The organism is Enterobacter sp. CPE_E890 (assembly GCF_046521475.1).
Classification (GTDB): domain Bacteria; phylum Pseudomonadota; class Gammaproteobacteria; order Enterobacterales; family Enterobacteriaceae; genus Enterobacter; species Enterobacter adelaidei.
In genome coordinates, this window is the sequence record NZ_JBKFZW010000001.1 from 3,215,819 (window position 1) to 3,233,565 (window position 17,747).

16 protein-coding genes and 1 riboswitch are annotated in these 17,747 nt (G+C 50.5%); of the genes, 8 read left to right on the forward strand and 8 right to left on the reverse strand.

The annotated features are described in order from the left end of the window. Positions 1 to 2 precede the first annotated feature (2 nt). A riboswitch (TPP riboswitch) is annotated at positions 3 to 99 on the reverse strand. 529 nt (positions 100 to 628) lie between these two features. Then, a protein-coding gene (locus tag ACLHV9_RS15825; RefSeq protein WP_407197283.1) for an IS1 family transposase occupies positions 629 to 1,325 on the reverse strand; the annotation gives its coding sequence in 2 pieces (ribosomal slippage) (positions 629 to 1,073 and positions 1,072 to 1,325; 699 coding nt in all). Positions 1,326 to 1,551: 226 nt separating this feature from the next. Here ACLHV9_RS15825 and ACLHV9_RS15830 point away from each other — a divergent pair. The 3 genes from ACLHV9_RS15830 to ACLHV9_RS15840 all read left to right on the forward strand — a co-directional run bounded on the left by ACLHV9_RS15830 (position 1,552) and on the right by ACLHV9_RS15840 (position 3,389). Then, positions 1,552 to 2,049, forward strand: a complete 498-nt coding sequence (locus tag ACLHV9_RS15830; RefSeq protein ID WP_407220818.1) for a YadA-like family protein — start codon at positions 1,552 to 1,554, stop codon at positions 2,047 to 2,049. A 734-nt stretch (positions 2,050 to 2,783) separates the two neighbouring features. Further along, the gene (locus ACLHV9_RS15835; protein ID WP_072032677.1) at positions 2,784 to 3,038 is read left to right on the forward strand and encodes a hypothetical protein; all 255 of its coding nucleotides are present in this window, start codon (positions 2,784 to 2,786) and stop codon (positions 3,036 to 3,038) included. Positions 3,039 to 3,056: 18 nt separating this feature from the next. After that, positions 3,057 to 3,389, forward strand: coding sequence for a hypothetical protein (locus ACLHV9_RS15840; RefSeq protein WP_133175286.1), 333 nt, complete (start codon positions 3,057 to 3,059; stop codon positions 3,387 to 3,389). A gap of 230 nt (positions 3,390 to 3,619) precedes the next feature. Here the strand turns inward: ACLHV9_RS15840 and ACLHV9_RS15845 are convergent, their stop codons facing one another. Together ACLHV9_RS15845 and ACLHV9_RS15850 are read right to left on the reverse strand one after the other, a co-directional pair. Then, complete coding sequence (locus tag ACLHV9_RS15845; RefSeq protein ID WP_108090782.1) at positions 3,620 to 5,050, reverse strand: glycoside hydrolase family 32 protein; 1,431 nt, start codon at positions 5,048 to 5,050, stop codon at positions 3,620 to 3,622. A gap of 16 nt (positions 5,051 to 5,066) precedes the next feature. Continuing rightward, a complete protein-coding gene (locus tag ACLHV9_RS15850; RefSeq protein WP_028016340.1) occupies positions 5,067 to 6,308 on the reverse strand; it encodes an MFS transporter in 1,242 nt (413 codons plus the stop codon). A gap of 250 nt (positions 6,309 to 6,558) precedes the next feature. On the opposite strand from ACLHV9_RS15850, the gene ACLHV9_RS15855 reads away from it, so the two are divergent. The 3 genes from ACLHV9_RS15855 to ACLHV9_RS15865 all read left to right on the forward strand — a co-directional run bounded on the left by ACLHV9_RS15855 (position 6,559) and on the right by ACLHV9_RS15865 (position 10,761). Further along, on the forward strand, positions 6,559 to 7,563 hold the full coding sequence (locus ACLHV9_RS15855) for a LacI family DNA-binding transcriptional regulator (protein WP_049008229.1): 1,005 nt from the start codon (positions 6,559 to 6,561) through the stop codon (positions 7,561 to 7,563). Between the two features lie 336 nt (positions 7,564 to 7,899). Beyond that, positions 7,900 to 9,276 carry a diaminobutyrate--2-oxoglutarate transaminase gene (locus ACLHV9_RS15860; RefSeq protein ID WP_028016338.1) on the forward strand — a complete coding sequence of 459 codons (1,377 nt, stop codon included), beginning with the start codon at positions 7,900 to 7,902 and terminating at the stop codon, positions 9,274 to 9,276. Positions 9,277 to 9,294: 18 nt separating this feature from the next. Next, the gene (locus tag ACLHV9_RS15865) at positions 9,295 to 10,761 is read left to right on the forward strand and encodes a pyridoxal phosphate-dependent decarboxylase family protein (protein WP_108090783.1); all 1,467 of its coding nucleotides are present in this window, start codon (positions 9,295 to 9,297) and stop codon (positions 10,759 to 10,761) included. Between the two features lie 35 nt (positions 10,762 to 10,796). On the opposite strand, the gene ACLHV9_RS15870 is transcribed toward ACLHV9_RS15865, so the two are convergent. The 4 genes from ACLHV9_RS15870 to ACLHV9_RS15885 form a co-directional block, all read right to left on the reverse strand. Then, entirely contained in the window at positions 10,797 to 11,312 is a 516-nt protein-coding gene (locus ACLHV9_RS15870) for a protein disulfide oxidoreductase (RefSeq protein WP_108090784.1), read from the reverse strand. 100 nt (positions 11,313 to 11,412) lie between these two features. Further along, positions 11,413 to 13,611, reverse strand: coding sequence for a tyrosine-protein kinase (etk, locus tag ACLHV9_RS15875; protein WP_407220820.1), 2,199 nt, complete (start codon positions 13,609 to 13,611; stop codon positions 11,413 to 11,415). After that, positions 13,611 to 14,060 carry a protein tyrosine phosphatase gene (locus tag ACLHV9_RS15880; protein ID WP_108090785.1) on the reverse strand — a complete coding sequence of 150 codons (450 nt, stop codon included), beginning with the start codon at positions 14,058 to 14,060 and terminating at the stop codon, positions 13,611 to 13,613. Before ACLHV9_RS15880 ends, etk begins: the two co-directional genes overlap by 1 nt. Beyond that, positions 14,060 to 15,199, reverse strand: a complete 1,140-nt coding sequence (locus tag ACLHV9_RS15885) for a polysaccharide export protein (protein ID WP_108090939.1) — start codon at positions 15,197 to 15,199, stop codon at positions 14,060 to 14,062. Before ACLHV9_RS15885 ends, ACLHV9_RS15880 begins: the two co-directional genes overlap by 1 nt. Before the next feature lie 471 nt (positions 15,200 to 15,670). On the opposite strand from ACLHV9_RS15885, the gene ACLHV9_RS15890 reads away from it, so the two are divergent. Together ACLHV9_RS15890 and ACLHV9_RS15895 are read left to right on the forward strand one after the other, a co-directional pair. After that, positions 15,671 to 16,003: an RcnB family protein gene (locus ACLHV9_RS15890; RefSeq protein ID WP_128347454.1), complete on the forward strand. Its 333-nt coding sequence runs from the start codon at positions 15,671 to 15,673 to the stop codon at positions 16,001 to 16,003. Next, positions 15,954 to 16,433 carry a GNAT family N-acetyltransferase gene (locus tag ACLHV9_RS15895; protein ID WP_049008225.1) on the forward strand — a complete coding sequence of 160 codons (480 nt, stop codon included), beginning with the start codon at positions 15,954 to 15,956 and terminating at the stop codon, positions 16,431 to 16,433. The genes ACLHV9_RS15890 and ACLHV9_RS15895 overlap by 50 nt, the downstream gene beginning before the upstream one ends. Positions 16,434 to 16,526: 93 nt before the next feature. Here the strand turns inward: ACLHV9_RS15895 and apbC are convergent, their stop codons facing one another. Further along, a complete protein-coding gene (gene apbC, locus ACLHV9_RS15900; RefSeq protein ID WP_049008223.1) occupies positions 16,527 to 17,636 on the reverse strand; it encodes an iron-sulfur cluster carrier protein ApbC in 1,110 nt (369 codons plus the stop codon). Between the last annotated feature and the right edge of the window lie 111 nt (positions 17,637 to 17,747).

Below are 17,747 nucleotides of genomic sequence, written 5' to 3' on the forward strand. Positions count from 1 at the left end.
ACCGGGAAGGCATCTGACTTCCCTACGCTGGCATTATCCAGATCAGGTAATACGGGTATTTCTCAGCCTTCACAAAGAAGGGCACCCCGAGTCATGTAGATTACATTTCTTTATTAATTACCAGCTTAGGGGATGTAGCCTGGCGATGCAAGCTTGCACTTACGTTTATCCTTTCTTCACGCTGTACCTCACCTTGTCCCCCAATTTGTCTCTCACATGAAATCAATAAAATTCTTATTGTTAGTATCTCGCATAACCGTTCCTTTACCCCTTTCCCTCTATCATTACTATCGCTTTGCACTCAGTCACTCGTTGGTGCACCTGCCTTTAATATCTTTTTTGTAATCCTATCAATCTAATTTTTTAATTAAGAGAAATAAAAACATCATTTTTTACAACAATTCAATCACTGATTTATAGCAATCAAAACCCTGTTTTATTCTCGATTAAAAATATTTTTCTCCACGTCAAAGCCCCCTTCATTCAAAAGTTTCTATTAATTCGAAAAGAAGGAACTTTCACAAATATATTAATTAACTTTACTGAATGAGCTTGATTTATACGTTTTACGGACAAAACACATAAATATAATTAATGTATTTATGAAAGCCTGGGTAATGACTCCAACTTACTGATAGTGTTTTATGTTCAGATAATGCCCGATGACTTTGTCATGCAGCTCCACCGATTTTGAGAACGACAGTGACTTCCTGCCCAGCCTTGCCAGATGTTGCCTCAGATTCAGGTTATGCCGCTCAATGCGCTGCGTATATCGCTTGCTGATAACGTGCAGTTCTCCCTTCAGGCGTGATTCATAAAGCGGCCAGCCATCCGTCATCCATACCACGACCTCAAAGGCCGACAGCAGGCCCAGAAGACGCTCCAGCGTGGACAACGTGCGTTCACCGAATACGTGCGCCACAACCGTCCTCCGTATCCTGTCATACGCGTAAAACAACCAGCGCTGGCGTGATTTAGCGCCGACATAACCCCACTGTTCGTCCATTTCCGCGCAAACAATGACGTCACTGCCCGGTTGTATGCGTGAGGTTACCGACTGCGGTCTGAGTTTTTAAGTGACGTAAAATCGTGTTGAGGCCAACGCCCATAATGCGTGCACTGGCGCGACATCCGACGCCATTCATGGCCATATCAATGATTTTCTGATGCGTACCGGGTTGAGAAGCGGTGTAAGTGAACTGTAGCTGCCATGTTTTACGGCAGTGAGAGCAGAGATAGCGCTGATGTCCGGCAGTACTTTTACCGTTACGCACCACGCCTTCAGTAGCTGAACAGGAGGGACAGCTGATAGAAACAGAAGCCACTGGAGCACCTCAAAAACACCATCATACACTAAATCAGTAAGTTGGCACCATTACCCAAAATGCTACAGATATTCAGGCTAACAAAGATGCAATTACGCAAAACAAAGCAGATCAAGATCAGGTTAATAACGCACTCCTGAATCAGAATATTCAGCAAGATGCAAAGATTACAGATAACAGTGACCGGATCACTACCCTGGAAAATGCTCCTAAACCTACTAACGGCGTGGATGGTAAAGATGGGGCTACTGGTACTGCTGGTGCTAATGGTAAAGACGGGAAAGATGGTGCTAACGGTGTAACAACCACCATCACACAAGTAGACACAGCGACACAAGCTAAAGTAGCGGCTAACACTGCTGCTATCTCTTCAACGTCTAACCAGGCTGCTGGCGTAGCTCAAGATCTGCAAGACGCTAAGAAAGTGTTTAGCCAGCAACAAGCCAACACCAACGCACAATTCAAATCATTGCGCGATGAAGTAGACAGTAATAAGAAAGAAGCCCGTTCTGGCGCTGCGAGTGCAATTGCGATTGCTTCTATGCCTCAAGTTGAAGCAAGTCAAAATGTAATGTTCTCTGCTGGCGTAGGTAGCTTTAAAGACGAGCAAGCCGTAAGCGTAGGCGCTTCTTTCCACGCGGGAGCCGCGACGGTTAAAACGGGTGTATCAACTAGCACAAATAATGATTTCGCTCTCGGAGCCGGAGTAGGTTTCGGGTTTTGATTAATGACCTGCCAGCCCTCAAAATGGGGGCTATATAATGAGAAAGAGATGGTAGTACGGATGATATGGTGCAAAGCACTACTACAAAACTTCCTAACGGTAACTATCAAACTAATGTTTATGAGGGTGATAGATCTTATAGCTCAACGTGCTACACCATTCCAGGTGGTAGCTTGATTTGCAACTAAAAAGAAGAGATTAGCTAACCATAGTAAAGCAACAAAATCACACCATGAATTTTAGCTGACTGGCTCTGTCTGATTATACTGATGATAGCGATTATGGCAAAATATGTTTTTCTTTCTGTTGTGTTGTATCTTATTTTGGTTGTAGTAGGTATCTGGATTGGGTTTATGTGGAATAATTTTAGCTGTATATTCTGAGGTGCTTAGTAGGTTTCTACTTTAATCACACAAGACAGGAATGAACAATATTGAAAACATATATTTATTTGTTGGCTATGGTTAGCGTTATTACTGTATGTACTTCTGATAACTGACCAAAATCCACTATTTATAGTAACTCATCGCCTTCTTCGGGATGTGCTGCATTAGGGATAATGAAAGCATCTAACAATAAAGAAGATTTCAATAAAACCGGGGGTGTCGTTAAGCGAAGAATTAAAGAGGGTAATTTTAATCTAAAAGCAACTGAATGTGAAGAGATAGCTTTAAACACTATAAGTGCATTTAAATTAATATCGGTTGATAGCGTTCTAATCTAAGATTATGGTAATGAAGAAATTAGTAAATTTAGTATTAGTTGCAAGTATTGCGACTTTCTTATCTGCTTGCTCTTCTCCTGCTCAACGAATGGCTGAATGTGAAGCGAAAGGGATAAGTCGTGATACCTGTTACACCGTAGAGCACAATAGACAAGATTCGATTAATAATGCTGCTCAAAATGCCGTGTATGCTAATGCGCGTGATGCGGCTGCAGGTACTGGTATTTGGGCAAAGAACAGCGGCAAGCACCATAACAATGATTAATTAATACGGGTATCTATCATGAAAAGAGTTTTAATAGTTTTTTTGCTTTCTGTTGCTGCTTTTAACGCCGCCGCTATCAGTGAGCACCATCGAAAAGAACTTGCTAACTCTGGCTGTACACAAGTAGCTGAGGCCACAGGAAAATGTAACGCTACAGCTTCAACGAAACAAAAAGTTTCTACTCCAGCCAATGAAGCAGATCATGTGATGAACATGTCTATCTCTACTGCTTCTGAGTACCTACTCTCTAAGGGATGGAAACCCAATAACGGAAAATGGCATAAAACAGGTTATACACTTACGTTAATGGTTGAAGATGATAAAGTAGTAAATTCACAGATTTCTAAATAATTGAGGTAATGCTCATAAAAGTAAGCGGCATATTATTTACTTCCATAAATAATTCACATCCTGTAAACCTTTAGTACACCGCTAAAGCTGCTCTTACTTACATCCGAGCATACGAAGGCTGGCTCAACGTTATCGGCAGGTCAATGCAATCCCGGATTTAAGTAGCCCCATTAATATGGGGCTTTATTTTAAATTAAGCTGACCGGCTACCCGTATCCCCCGGTCAAGCTTTACTCCAGCTGCCACGCCCCGCCATGTATAAGCGACGCTCCCCCCGTCCAGGCAAACAATGCCAGCTCACGGCATTCTGCATCAGGATATATGCGGCTGCTGAGGCACGCCTCGCCCTCGTTAACAAACACTTCTACGGAAGAGCAGTCAAAGAACAGGCGCAGACTGAGTGCGTCATTCAGGTTAAGCGCGACGCTTCGGGTACCGCACAGGCCATACTGTGGATAGTCTCGCTCCAGTACCAGGCGCTGCATCTGCGCATCAACATAAACACGTAACCCGCTTCCAAGACGAATGCCGTATTGTTCCGCGCTGCTATTAGCACAATCCCACTGCAGAATGACCTCCATCGCCTCGCAGTGTTCCACCAGCGTCATCTGCTGATTATTAAGCGTACTTATCGGCCAGGGGAACCACGCCCCGCGCAGGGTTTCAACTTCTTTGGCCGGCCGCATTTGCAGATGGTTGTCCGCACTCAGCGTCAACTCGCGCGGTAGAGAGAGCATGCCAGCCCAACCATCCTCCTGTTCCGGCAGCGGGGATTCCCACATGTCCAGCCAGCCAATGACGATGCGGCGGCCATCAGGTGTCAGGAAACTTTGTGGTGCATAGAAATCATGCCCGCGATCCATCTCCACAAATTCACCTTCACGCACAAAGGGCTGACCGGGCTGCCACTCGCCCAACAGATAGCCGCTCTGGAAAAGATTACGATTTTTGTAGCCTTCAGCCACCAGCCCCTGAGGCGAAAACATCAGCACGCGCTTGCCATTGAGAGTGAAAAAGTCCGGGCATTCCCACATATAGCCCATCTCTTTTTCCGCCACCGCAAGTACGCCCATATCCAGCCACTCGCGCAGATCAGCAGAACGATAAACGCGTACCTGACCCGTCTCGCCATCCCGCGCACCGACAACCATGTACCAGCTATCCCCTTCACGCCACACTTTCGGATCGCGGAAGTGATGCAGGCCAGGTGGCGTATCAACTACCATTCCCTGTCGCTCAAAATGGACACCATCACGGCTGGTTGCCAGACACTGCACCTGATAGAGATTAGCCTCGTCGGGATCGCCGTGGAATTTGTGTCCGGTGTAAATCAGCGCCAGCGTATCGCCATCCACAACCGCCGATCCGGAAAAACAGCCATCCTTGTCTTCGGGCCCTTCCGGCGCCAGTGCAACCGGGAGATGCTCCCAGTGAACTAAATCCTTGCTGCGCGCATGACCCCAGTGCATCGGACCCCATTGGGTCGAGTACGGATGATGTTGATAAAAAGCGTGATACCAGCCGTCAAACCAGACCAGGCCATTCGGGTCGTTCATCCAGCCAGCACGCGCAGCGAGGTGGTAACGCGGATACCAGCGCTGGTTAAGCCCTTCGCGTCTGGACTGCAGTTCCTGTTCTGCTTTAGTGATTGAATACGTCATTTCTTTACTCTTTCGATCAGATGGTTGAAGGTTGCGGCATGAGCGGGTCAGAAGAGGACTTACCCGAGCGCAACAGGAAGATGGAGATAAACGTGGTGCTGAATACCAGTAGCCCCATGATGAGATAGGACTGGGCAAAGCCGTACTTCTCATAGCTGTAGCCTGCCAGCGGCGACAAGACCGAGGCAATCACCGAGCTTGTACAGGCAAAGCCCACCAGATAGAGGGTGGAAGAGAGCCGCTTATCAAAATGCAAACTGTTGTATTTAAAGATTGAGACCAACAAAACGGGCAGCTCAACAGCGTGTAATAGCTTGGTAATGGAGATCAATACCGGCCCCTCAACCAGACCCGATGCCACCATACGCATCGCCATCACCATTCCCGCGAAAATCAGACCATTCTTCGCGCCAAGGCGATTCACCAGCCACGGGGCACAAAACATACCAGCCGCCTCAAGGAACACCTGGAAGGAGTTGAGATAGCCGTACATGGCGTTCCCTTCCTGCAACGTCGGGAACTGGGAGGAGAAATAGACCGGGAACTGCTGGTCGTAAACGCCATAAATACAGGTGCCGATAACGAAAAACACCAGCGCCCAGAAGCGCGGAAGCGTCAGCAGCCGCAAGGCGTCTTCCAGCGTGACCTTACCGCCGGACACCGCCTCCTGCATGGCGTGCGGGGCGGAAGAGACCCTGAGACGAGCCAGCAACACAAAAAACACCAGCCCGGCGCAGCTCGCCACCGCGAAGTTCAGCTTCGGGTTAATGTTAAACAGGAGCCCCGCAAAAAAAGTTGCCGCCGCCCAGCCAAGCGATCCCCACATCCTCGCCTTGCCGAACTCAAACTGGCTCTGGCGGGCCACGCGCTCGGTATAGGACTCCAGTACCCCTATTCCGCCGTTAAACGTCAGGCCGATATAAATCCCGCCGAAAATGCTGCCGAGTAAAACGTTAACCTGCAGCAGATAACCAAATAGCAAAAAAGCTGGACCAGAAAGAATGAGCAGACAAGTCAGAAACCAGAGCAGGTTTTTACGCAGACCGAGTTTGTCCTGAATGAATCCATAGCAGATTTGAGCAAAAAGTGCGGAGACGGAAAGCACGGCATAGATAACGCCGGTATCCCCCGCTTTTAAGCCCACTTCCTGATGAAGCCAGATGGAGAGCAACGAGCCTGAAGATGACCAGGTGACAAAAAAGAAAAACAGTAATGCGCTCAGTAAAGGGTAGCTGTGAGAGTGATGCGTTTTCATCATGACATTCTCATGTTGGAGTAATGACTCAATGGTAACGTTAACATCATTTCTTTCTCATGCTGTTTGGCTAAGATTTAAGATGTTAATCACGAAAGTTAACGTTAACGTTAACGTTAACATTAAGAGAATGAGATCGCGATCAAATATTCATCACTGAGGTAAGCATGACCAGGCCTGGGCATCAGCCTTCCTTTTACATCAGCGACTTAGTTGTATACCCTCTCACACAGAGCACTAACGGAGTAAGAAAATGGCTTCCCTGAAGGACGTCGCAAAGCTGGCTAACGTATCGCTGATGACGGTTTCCCGGGCGCTTAACAGCCCGGAGCGCCTTAAACCGGAAACGCTGGCGCGCGTTCAGTTGGCTATCGAGCAGACCAGCTACGTGCCTGACCTGTCCGCCAAGAAAATACGCGGTGCGCATGCCTCGCCTAAAACCATAGGCGTACTGGCGCTCGATACGGTGACGACACCTTTCTCGGTAGAGATTACGCTGTCCATTGAAGAGACGGCCCGGATGCACGGCTGGAACAGCTTCGTGATGAATATGTTTACCGATGACAACCCGGATGCCATTGTCGACCTTCTCCTCTCTCATCGGCCTGACGGGATTATCTACACCACCATGGGGTTACGTCAGGTTCCTCTCCCGGCCAAACTCCTCACCCTTCCCTGCGTGCTGGCTAACTGCGAAAGTATCAATGAAAAAGTTGCCAGCTACATCCCTGATGATGAACAGGGACAGTACACTGCCGTGCATGCGTTACTCGCCGAGGGTTATCGACAGCCCCTGTGCCTGCATTTACCCGTGGACCATCTGGCCACAACCCGACGCCGTCAGGGGCTGGAACGTGCATGCCATGAAGCTGGGCTCGACCCGAACAGTCTGGAACATAGCTATATGGCGTTCGGGGACGAGCACTATCGTGACATTCCGTCAGTTTTGCTGGCGCACATTCAGAACGGCATTCCCCGATTCGACTCCGTTATCTGCGGCAACGATCGTATCGCATTGATGGTGTACCAGACGCTACTGGCTCAAGGGCTTCGCATCCCACAAGATATTGCGGTTATCGGTTATGACAATATGGTGGGCATTGGAGAACTCTTTCTCCCCCCTCTTTCAACGGTTCAACTGCCACATTATGAAATTGGACGTCTGAGTGCCCTGCATATTATTAACGGTGAAAACCATCGGGAAACAACGCGTGTTGAAAGTCCATTTTTAATGCGCGATTCCGTTGCGCATCTATAGAGACCAGGGATTTTTGCATATCGTGGTGGCAAGGAGGCCGTATACCTTCTTTTATGTCAGCGAATGGCACGATTTGTCACACTCTTTTTTCTGCTTTTACACTCCAGGCCGACTGCACATAACCGGCTGTTTTACTTTGTAATAAAGTGCAATTTTCTTTCAGAAAAGAGGGATATTCCCTCCCCTGTGCCCCATGTCACAAAACAGTAAACAAATTAACCATTGAGCCCCGTGGCAAAAGGCTCTATATTGGCGGCGTTTTTTTCAGGCCCCCATCTGTTTTTTAACTTTTTATTCAATCGTGGCTCATAACGAAGCGGCGGTTGTAGGAGTGATATGATGACGGATAAAGTCCGTATTGACACCGTAGATGCCCACAAAAGCAACGAAACCTATCTGGCCCGTCAGGCCGAGTTTGAATCTAACGTCAGGAGTTATCCGCGCAAACTGCCTTTAGCCATCACTAAAGCAGAAGGCGTGTGGATCACCGATGCAGATAATAAAGAATACCTTGACTGTTTAGCAGGCGCAGGGACCCTTGCGCTTGGCCATAACCATCCTGATGTGCTGAAAAGCATCCAAAATGTCATTACCAGCGGCTTGCCGTTACATACCCTGGATCTGACTACGCCTCTGAAAGACGCGTTTTCAGAATACCTGCTCTCTCTGCTGCCAGGTCAGGGCAAAGAGTACTGCCTGCAGTTCACCGGTCCATCCGGTGCTGACGCCGTGGAAGCGGCGCTGAAACTGGCGAAAAAAGTCACCGGCCGTAGCGGTATCATCAGCTTCTCTGGTGGTTACCACGGTATGACCCACGGCGCACTGTCCGTGACCGGCAACCTGTCTCCGAAAGAAGCGGTTGACGGTATGATGCCAGAAGTACAGTTCATGCCTTACCCGCACGAATACCGTTGCCCGCTGGGTATCGGTGGTGAAGCGGGCGTGAAAGCGCTGACCTACTACTTCGAAAACCTGATTAACGACGTGGAAAGTGGCGTGCGCAAACCTGCAGCCGTCATTCTGGAAGCCGTTCAGGGTGAAGGCGGCGTGAACCCGGCTCCAGTTGAGTGGCTGCAGCGTATCCGCAAAGTGACTCAGGAACACGGCATTCTGCTGATCCTCGACGAAGTGCAGGCTGGCTTTGCGCGTACCGGTAAATTCTTCGCCTTCGAACACGCTGGCATCGAGCCAGACATCATCGTGATGTCTAAAGCTGTAGGTGGCGGTCTGCCACTGGCTGTGCTCGGTATCAAAAAGCAGTTCGATGCATGGGCTCCAGGTCACCACACCGGTACCTTCCGCGGCAACCAGCTGGCGATGGCAACCGGTCTGACCACGCTGAAAATCCTGAAAGATCAGAACATCGCAGGCAAAGTAGCCGCACAGGGCGAATGGCTGAAAGGCCAGCTGAAAGAGATGGCGAAGCGCTATCCGGTAATCGGCCACGTTCGCGGTCTGGGCATGATGATCGGTATCGAGATCGTTAAGCCAAACGAAGCTGCTGACCACATGGGTTGCTTCCCGGGTGATGGCGAGCTGTCTGCCCTGATTCAGAAGAAGTGCTTCGAAGCCGGTCTGATTCTGGAGCGTGGTGGTCGCAACGGTATCGTTCTGCGTCTGCTTCCTTCCCTGCTGATCAGCGATGAAGAGCTGAAAATCTTCCTGGATAAATTCGAGCAGGCACTGCTTGCTGCGGGCGTTCGCCCGGCGTAACCGGAGTAGTTGAACACGATGTCAGATTCAAACCCAATTTTGTTCTCCTCTGCACAGAGCATTGAAGCTTACCAGCAGGCGATTGAACAAAGCACTCAGGCCGTGATGCAGTGGCTGAAACAGCCTGAGATGTACCAGGGCAAAACGGTCGCGGAACTGCGCGACCGTATTAAGCTGGATTTCAACCCGAAAGGGCTGGGCAACGAAGCGGCAATTGAACGCGCCGTGGAGTTCTTCCTGAAAGACAGTTTGTCCGTTCATCACCCACAGTGTGTGGCGCACCTGCACTGCCCAAGCCTGGTCGTAAGCCAGGCGGCAGAAGTGCTGATCAACGCCACTAACCAGAGTATGGACTCCTGGGATCAAAGCCCGTCCGCAACCATCATTGAGATCAAACTGATCGAATGGCTGCGTACCCGCGTGGGTTATCAGGCTGGCGACGCAGGTGTCTTCACCAGCGGTGGCACCCAGAGCAACCTGATGGGTCTGATGCTGGCTCGTGATGCGTTCTTTGCGCGTCAGGGCCACTCCGTTCAGCAGGATGGCCTGACGGGCGATCTGCGTAAGATCCGCGTACTGTGCTCAGAAAACGCGCACTTCTCCGTGCAGAAAAACATGGCGCTGATGGGTCTGGGTTACCAGTCCGTGGTGCAGGTGAAAACGGACGAATTCTCGCGCATGGATCTGACCGATCTGGCGGCGAAAATCGAACAGTGCAACGCGAATGGCGAACAGATCCTGGCGATTGTCGCGACAGCAGGGACCACCGATGCCGGTGCTATTGACCCTCTGCGTGCTATTGCTGAGCTGGCGGCGGAGCAGAATATCTGGGTACACGTTGATGCGGCATGGGGCGGCGCGCTGCTGATGTCTGAGCAGTATCGTCACTACCTGGACGGCATTGAACTGGTGGATTCCGTTACTCTGGACTTCCACAAGCAGTTCTTCCAGACCATCAGCTGCGGTGCTTTCCTGCTGAAAGAAGCACGCCACTATGAACTGATGCGCTATCAGGCGGCTTACCTGAACTCTGAGTTCGACGAAGAAGCGGGCGTGCCTAACCTGGTGTCCAAATCGCTGCAGACCACGCGCCGTTTCGACGCGCTGAAGCTGTGGATGAGCCTGGAAGCGCTGGGGCAGGAGCAATACGCAGCGATCATCGATCACGGCGTGACGCTGGCACAGCAGGTTGCGGCTTATGTGCAAGAGCAGCCTGCTCTGGAACTGGTTATGCAACCGCAGCTGGCAAGCGTACTGTTCCGCTTCCGCGGACAGGTGCAGACCGATGAAGCGGGTATCGCCCTGCTGAACCAGAAAATTGGTGATGCGCTGCTGGAATCCGGCCGTGCAAACGTCGGCGTGACCGAGCATAACGGTGTCACTTGCCTGAAGCTGACGCTGTTGAACCCAACCGTGACGCTGAAAGATATTAAAATCCTGCTGTCTCTGGTTGAGCGCACCGCTCAGGAAGTTCTGGCGAAGTAATACAAACCCCTCTTCCGCAAGGAGAGGGGTTATTTTTATACCCCTGCCCACCACATTCTGGCTTTTAATCCCCAGTAACTCGTCCACCCCGTAGTCGTGCTGACAACGTTCCCCTTCGACACAATGACCAGCGTCGGCGTTACGCTCACCTGCCATGCCTGCGACAGCGCACCGTTTTCATCATTTATCACCGGCATTTTCAGCTGTTTCTTTTCAACCCAGCGCGCAAGCTTTGCGTCATCACCGGAACGCATGGCAATACTCACCACATTGCCCCCCTCTTCTGCCAGCTTATTGACTGCAGGCGTGGTATAACGGCAGATGCTGCACCAGGTGGCCCAGACGTAAATCAGCAGCGGCCGGTCCTGACTGAGCGCCGCAATGTCGTGCATCGTACCATCAATCCCCTGCATCGGAGTTGCACTAAACGTGGCTGGTAATGTCGGCTTGCGGTACTGATCCACACCCCACATCACGGCCAGCGCCAGCAGAACGAGTACGATCCCTTCCCGCGCCCAGCGGCGCAGTTTGCTGAATATGCGGTTTTCCATTATGACCTCGTGAGTTAACGAAGGTCATCTTAGCGAGCTATGCGTCGTTTCGCTGTAAAGAAGTGTCGCGAGTGTACCGCTTTGCCACGCTGGTAAAACTTTAATCCTTGCGCGGTTGCCGTGTCGTGCTATGGCCATATTCGTATAGACCATAGCCTGAGTGGTAATACAGAGCTGCTGACTTCACCACGTCGTTCAGCACGGTACCTTTTATGCACGCCCCCATTTGTTGCAGGCGCTTGATGCAGTTCTCCATCTCTTTCAGGCTGGTCTTGCCAAAGCGAGCAACCAGCAATGAAGTTGCAGCCACCCTGACTGCCACTGCGGCATCGGTAACAGCCAACACCGGCGGGGTATCAAGGATCACAAGGTCATAATGTTCATCTGCCCACGTCATTAACACTCTGAAGCGATCGCTCATCAGCAGTTCTGAAGGTTGCGATGGAACCGGCCCACAGGTCAGCACATCAATATTGCCTTTTTCATAGCGCTGAATCGCCTCCTGACACGCATATTTTCCGTCAAGCACCCCGGAAAGTCCGGTGTGGTTTTTTAAACCGAATACGTTATGGACATATCCCTCACGCATATCCGCGTCAATGAATAACACCCTGAGCCCGGCCTGTGCCTCAATCGCAGCCAGTGAGGTGCTGACCAGCGTTTTTCCGCAGTCCTGCGTCGGGCCAGAAATCATGACGATCCGGTTAGCGGCATCCTGCAACGTGAAATGCAAGCTGGTACGCAGCCCCCGCACAGCCTCAACAAAAATATCTGCTGGCCGGTCAACAGGCAGGAAAGGCACATCGGTAATCTTGTGACTCCAGCGCGAGCCAAATACTCTTTTCCTGTGCAGGTGCGTTTTTTTCCACAGCCACATCGAACGCGGCAAGGTAGCCATCACCTGAACTCCCAGCCCTTCAAGCTGCTCGGCGGTGTTGAGACCACGTCTGAGCGCAATGCGGACCAGCACCAGCCCCATTGAGAATATCAACCCCAGCAGGGCACCAAAAACAATAATCAGCGGCTTTCGCGGTTTAACAGGATCAGGTTGCGTCACAGCGCTGTCGATAATTCGCACGTTACCGATGGCGCTGGAACGTGAGATGTTCAACTCTTGCTGACGTGTGAGTAGCTGCAGGTAGATTGTCCGACCTGACTCCACATCCCGACTGAGGCGCAAAATGTCCTGTTGAGTCGAAGGCATGGCTGAGACACGCTGATTCAGGCGAACTTTCTCCTGTACCAGCGTCTGGCGTTTTTCACGCAATGCGCGGTAATTCGGGTGATCTTTCTTGAAGAGTTGAGAAATCTCCGCCTCACGAAACGTCAACTCGTTAAGCTGGTTTTCGATATTAACAATCTGTTCAAGAACCGATTTCGCTTCCAGCGAAAGATCGACCGAGTCACGCTGTTTGCGATACTGATTCAGCCGCTCTTCGGCCTGCTCGAGCTCGATTCTGATTTTAGGTAACTGCTGCTGTAAAAACGCAAGACTTCGCGAATCCTGCGCTTCCTGACGGGCAATATTTTGCTGCAGGTAATTGTTGGCAATACGGTTGAGCACATGGGCAATACGATCAGGATCGTTGCCGGTCAGGGTGAGCGTCATTACTCCACTCTGTTTTGCCGATTCAACTACGCTAAATTGGTTGCTCAGCGCATTGATTGCCTCCAGACGGGAACAGGTTTGTAGCGTGAATTGCGTGCCCGTTGGGGCATTCAGTTTCGCCACCAGCAGGGAAATCCCCTCTTTTTCAAAAGGTTTTCCCTCCCTACCCTCAGCATAAAAATTGTCGCCTTCCAGCCGGTATGCGCCTTTTTCCAGCACCGTGAGCACAAGGGATCGTGGTTTTCCATCAACAAGTGGCAGTTGTAACCAACCAAGGGCGATCGTCGCTGGCTTACGGCCCTGCAACTGCGCCCACAACTGCCCTACGACAGGGAAAGTACGCCACGTCACGTGCTGCGTTAAACCTAATTCATCAACGGTAGCGCCCAGGATCATGCGCGATTTAAGCAGGAGTATTTCGGGTTCCACATCGGGAGACATCTCATTACCAAACTGTCTTAAATTTTTGAGCAGGCTATTATCCTGCTTTCCTTCCACCTGAATTAAGGCATCCGCGCGGTATACGGGCGTGGCCAAAAAAGCATACAGGCCTGCCAGCAAGGTAAAAATGACAGTCATCGATAAAATGACTGCACGATGATCGATCATTTCGCCGAGTAGACGAATGAGATCAATTTCATGATTTTCCGGTGTTGTGGCACCGTAACTGCCTGTTGTGTAAGACGACATTAACGCTTCATTCCTTGTTGACTCAATCGATGAGCCCATTCCTGGCTGGCTTTGCCCAGCAGTCCGAAAACATAGTCGAATGCTTCACGGCTTTTACGATAGGGATCGGGGATGTCCTGCGGCTCCAGCCATTGCCCAAAGAGCAGCGATTTGCCGCGAATTTCCGGGGCCATGGCAGAGATAAAGCGAAGATGAGCAGGTTCCATCACCAGAATAAGATCCGATTCCCGCATGATCTGCGGAGTTAATTTGCGCGCGCGATGTTCACCGAGTGAGAGCCCATGTCGCCCGGCCACGTCCTGAGCGTGGATATCCGCCGGGCTTCCTTCCAGCCCAAATATGCCTGCCGAGGTGATCTGTTTTCCCGGTAGCAACTGGCGTAACAACTGCTCTCCAATCGGTGAGCGACAAATATTGCCGGTGCAAACCACTAAGATGGAATCGAACATTATTGCGGCCACGATCTGATGTAACGGACCGTTTCGGTCAGATCATGAACACCGCTGATGGTCGGCACGAGCTGAGTAATGACGCGATTCCAGCGCGACAGCGGAGCCGTGGTGACATAAACAATGTCGTAGGGTTCAAGCTGGAATTCGGTGCCCAACACCATCGCAGAGGCATCCTGCGCATTAAGCTGATAAATGTTGGCGATTTTTCCCGCATTGTTGCCTTTAGCAATGGAGCGAATGACAAAAATACCCGTCGCATCGGCCATGTCCTGGTTCAACCCGCCCGCATTGCTCAGCGCTTCGGCAAGGGTCATCCCACTCCTGTCCATCTTCAGCGTGCTCTGCTTAATCACTTCCCCCATCACAAAGACTTTCAGTGCGTCATTGCGTGGAACAAAAAGAATATCGCCCGGGTAGAGCAGCTTATTTTGCGTCAGGTCGCCGTGCTGCATCAGCGCGTACAGAGAGAGGTGTATATCTTTCCCCTCGTGAGTGAGAACCACATTGCGCCAGTCAGCGTCAGCAGAAAGCCCACCCGCCGCGTTGACGGCATCCATAACCGTCATTGGAATATTGGTGATAGCCTGCTGGCCAGATTTGGCGACTTCGCCAGTGACATAAGCTTTTTGCGAGCGGAAGGACGCCACGCTGACATCCACCTGCGGGCTTTCGATAACGCTCTCCAGTCGTGTGGCGATCTCCTCTCTCACTTCAGAGACCGTTTTTCCCGCCACAGTGACCTTTCCGACATAGGGATAAAAGAGGGTACCATCCGCGTTCACCCAGTTACCGGCATCACTGGCACTACGATATTGCCCAGCCGGTGTTGTCAGTTCAGGGTGATCCCAGACGGTAACGGTTAAAACATCACCTGCTCCAATGCGGTATTCCCAGTTTCTGAGCTGCTCATCCAGCTTAGGATTTGGCTGAGATTTCACGACGGCGGGACGCAATTTTTCAATCAGGGAAGGGGTAAGTGGATAAAGATCCACACGCTTATCAACATTATTATATTCATCACCCGTCGTGATGATATTTTTCCCTGATGAGCTTAATGCTTGCCCGGGAGAAAATACACAGCCAGTCAACTGACTTATCGCTAAGAATATTACAAATAGTGTAGTTGTGTTTTTCATTAAAATTAATTTATGATTCATGAGCACAACAAACGTATAACAGAAAATTCAGGAAGAATTACTGAACCCATCAACGCTCTGTTTTTCATGCAGTTAAATAAAAAAACACATCATCGAATGATGCGCTGGATTAATTTAAGAAACGGAAGGAAGTTGAATTGAAAATTAAACCGCTCCGCTTTTATAAGTTTAATTTGTCTTTAAAAAAAACGCATGTCTTTCAGATCACAAACTTAGAGTAAATTTATACTTTCAGAATTAATTAAAAAACACATTTCTGTACTGAATTGCTTTTAGGAAATATCATTCATAAGCAAAATGGTATTAACCATTTGATCTACACAAAATCGTCCACTTTTGTTACATTTTTTTTCTAACAGGGTCTGCTGGGATACTTAAAATAGGCTGTCTGCCACATCGTCATCACTACAGCAGGCTGAGAGTATCAGTAACGATATAACTGGAGAAAAAATGGCTAAGCGTACATGGCTACTTCTGGGTGTAATAATGTCTCTTGCGAGTGCGGCTTCAGCAGCCCCGCAAACAGCGTCAGCGTCTGGCGGCATCAAAGCTTATGAAGAACAAGAGTTCATCGCTGATTTCACGAAGTTCAAAATTGGCGACACCGCACCTGCGCAGTATCAAACGCCCGAGTACACCATCAAACAGTACCAGTTGCGTAACCTCCCGGCACCGGATGCCGGTACACACTGGACCTATATGGGCGAGAATTACGTCCTGATCGGTGATACTGATGGCAAAATCTACAAAGCCTATAACGGAGATATCTTCTATCATCGCTGATTCGATCCTGATTCGCCCGTGGCAGGAGAGCGATCGCCCTTTCCTGCGCACGCTCTACCTCCACGCCCGGCGTGAAGCCTGGCCGTGGCTGGACAATTCACAGTGGCAGCTTGAAGACTTTGATGCAGCAACCCGTGACGAAGTAATTTGGGTCGCCGTGCAGAACGGTCATCGCCTGGGTTTTGCTTCAGTCTGGACGAACGATAATTTTCTGCACAACCTGTTTGTTGACCCGCAGTATCAGAGCCTTGGAGTCGGACACTTGCTCCTGGAGCAGGTGCAGAAGACGTTTACCAGCACAGGTTCGCTTAAGTGTCTGAAGAAGAATTCGCGGGCTGTTGCGTTTTACCAGCGACACGGCTGGCACATTGAGTCGAAAGGAATTTCTCCGGACGGAGAGTACTATCTGATGCATTACCGGCTTGGGTAAAGTCAGGTGGCGCTACGCTTACCTGACCTACAAAACCGTATTCCGTAGGCCGGGTAAGGCGAAGCCGCCACCCGGCAATTCGGAGCTGGGAACTTACACCGCGCGGAACGCGATATCACCCGGTATCACTTCACCCTGCCAGTAGAGCTGCGCTGCAACGCGCCCCGCCAGCTGGCGATACATCTCAGCAAATTCGCTGTCCGGACGGCTGACGACCGTCGGTTTTCCGCTGTCGAGATCCTCACGAAGAGTAATATGTAGCGGCATCTGGCCAAGCAGTTGGGTGTGATATTTCGCGGCCAGTTTTTCTGCCCCACCCGTACCAAAGATTGGTTCGTGGTGACCGCAGTTGCTGCAGATGTGCATGCTCATGTTTTCAACAATACCGAGCACCGGCACTTCCACTTTCTCGAACATCACGATGCCTTTTTTGGCGTCAATCAGCGCGATATCCTGCGGCGTGGTCACCACAACCGCTCCCGTAACCGGAATATTCTGCGCCAGCGTGAGCTGAATATCACCGGTGCCCGGCGGCATGTCCAGCACCAGATAATCCAGATCCGGCCACATCGTCTCCTGCAGCATCTGCATCAGCGCTTTGCTGGCCATTGGGCCACGCCAGACCATGGCGTTATCATCGGTGACAAGATACCCAATGGAGTTGGTCGCCAGACCGTGAGCCATGATGGGGGCCATGTGAGTGCCATCCGGCGAGGTTGGACGCTGGTTTTCCGCCCCCAGCATGTTTGGAATAGAAGGCCCGTAGATATCGGCATCAAGAATACCGACCTTTGCCCCTTCTGCCGCCAGCGCCAGCGCCAGGTTAACCGCGGTGGAGGATTTACCTACCCCGCCTTTGCCTGAACTTACGGCAATTATATTTTTCACACCGTTCACGCCCGGCTGGTTTTTCACCCGCTTCAGGGTAGCGATGCTGTGGGTCAGCTTCCAGTCAATCGCTTTTGCACCGGTAATGCGCAGCAGTTCAGAGCTGGTTTGCTCTTTCAACGCGTCAAATGCGCTGGTCCAGACGAATGGCATCTGCAACTCAATGTGCAGGGTATCGTCCAGCCAGGCGACGTGGTGCAACGCTTTCAGCGTCGTAAGATTATGTTTCAGGGTTGGATGCTGAAAGTTAGCCAGCGTCCCGGCGACCATCGCTCGTAAGGCTTCCGGTGATTTGGCCTGGGATTGAGAACTCATCCCGACTCCTTTGTTCTTGTGAATAAGACCTTAGATGAACAAGTTTACCTGAAAGGCCGTGGTTTGTGCTTACTTAATAATGCCCCTTTTGGTAATATCAAAAACCCTTTT

Bases quoted from the DNA above. Each gene is read 5' to 3' on its own strand.
- ACLHV9_RS15835 (WP_072032677.1), top strand. From the start codon at position 2,784: ATGAAGAAATTAGTAAATTTAGTATTAGTTGCAAGTATTGCGACTTTC.
- ACLHV9_RS15840 (WP_133175286.1), top strand. From the start codon at position 3,057: ATGAAAAGAGTTTTAATAGTTTTTTTGCTTTCTGTTGCTGCTTTTAAC.
- ACLHV9_RS15845 (WP_108090782.1), bottom strand. From the start codon at position 5,050: ATGACGTATTCAATCACTAAAGCAGAACAGGAACTGCAGTCCAGACGC.
- ACLHV9_RS15850 (WP_028016340.1), bottom strand. From the start codon at position 6,308: ATGATGAAAACGCATCACTCTCACAGCTACCCTTTACTGAGCGCATTA.
- ACLHV9_RS15855 (WP_049008229.1), top strand. From the start codon at position 6,559: ATGGCTTCCCTGAAGGACGTCGCAAAGCTGGCTAACGTATCGCTGATG.
- ACLHV9_RS15860 (WP_028016338.1), top strand. From the start codon at position 7,900: ATGATGACGGATAAAGTCCGTATTGACACCGTAGATGCCCACAAAAGC.
- ACLHV9_RS15865 (WP_108090783.1), top strand. From the start codon at position 9,295: ATGTCAGATTCAAACCCAATTTTGTTCTCCTCTGCACAGAGCATTGAA.
- ACLHV9_RS15870 (WP_108090784.1), bottom strand. From the start codon at position 11,312: ATGGAAAACCGCATATTCAGCAAACTGCGCCGCTGGGCGCGGGAAGGG.
- etk (WP_407220820.1), bottom strand. From the start codon at position 13,611: ATGTCGTCTTACACAACAGGCAGTTACGGTGCCACAACACCGGAAAAT.
- ACLHV9_RS15880 (WP_108090785.1), bottom strand. From the start codon at position 14,060: ATGTTCGATTCCATCTTAGTGGTTTGCACCGGCAATATTTGTCGCTCA.
- ACLHV9_RS15885 (WP_108090939.1), bottom strand. From the start codon at position 15,199: ATGAAAAACACAACTACACTATTTGTAATATTCTTAGCGATAAGTCAG.
- ACLHV9_RS15890 (WP_128347454.1), top strand. From the start codon at position 15,671: ATGGCTAAGCGTACATGGCTACTTCTGGGTGTAATAATGTCTCTTGCG.
- ACLHV9_RS15895 (WP_049008225.1), top strand. From the start codon at position 15,954: ATGGCAAAATCTACAAAGCCTATAACGGAGATATCTTCTATCATCGCT.
- apbC (WP_049008223.1), bottom strand. From the start codon at position 17,636: ATGAGTTCTCAATCCCAGGCCAAATCACCGGAAGCCTTACGAGCGATG.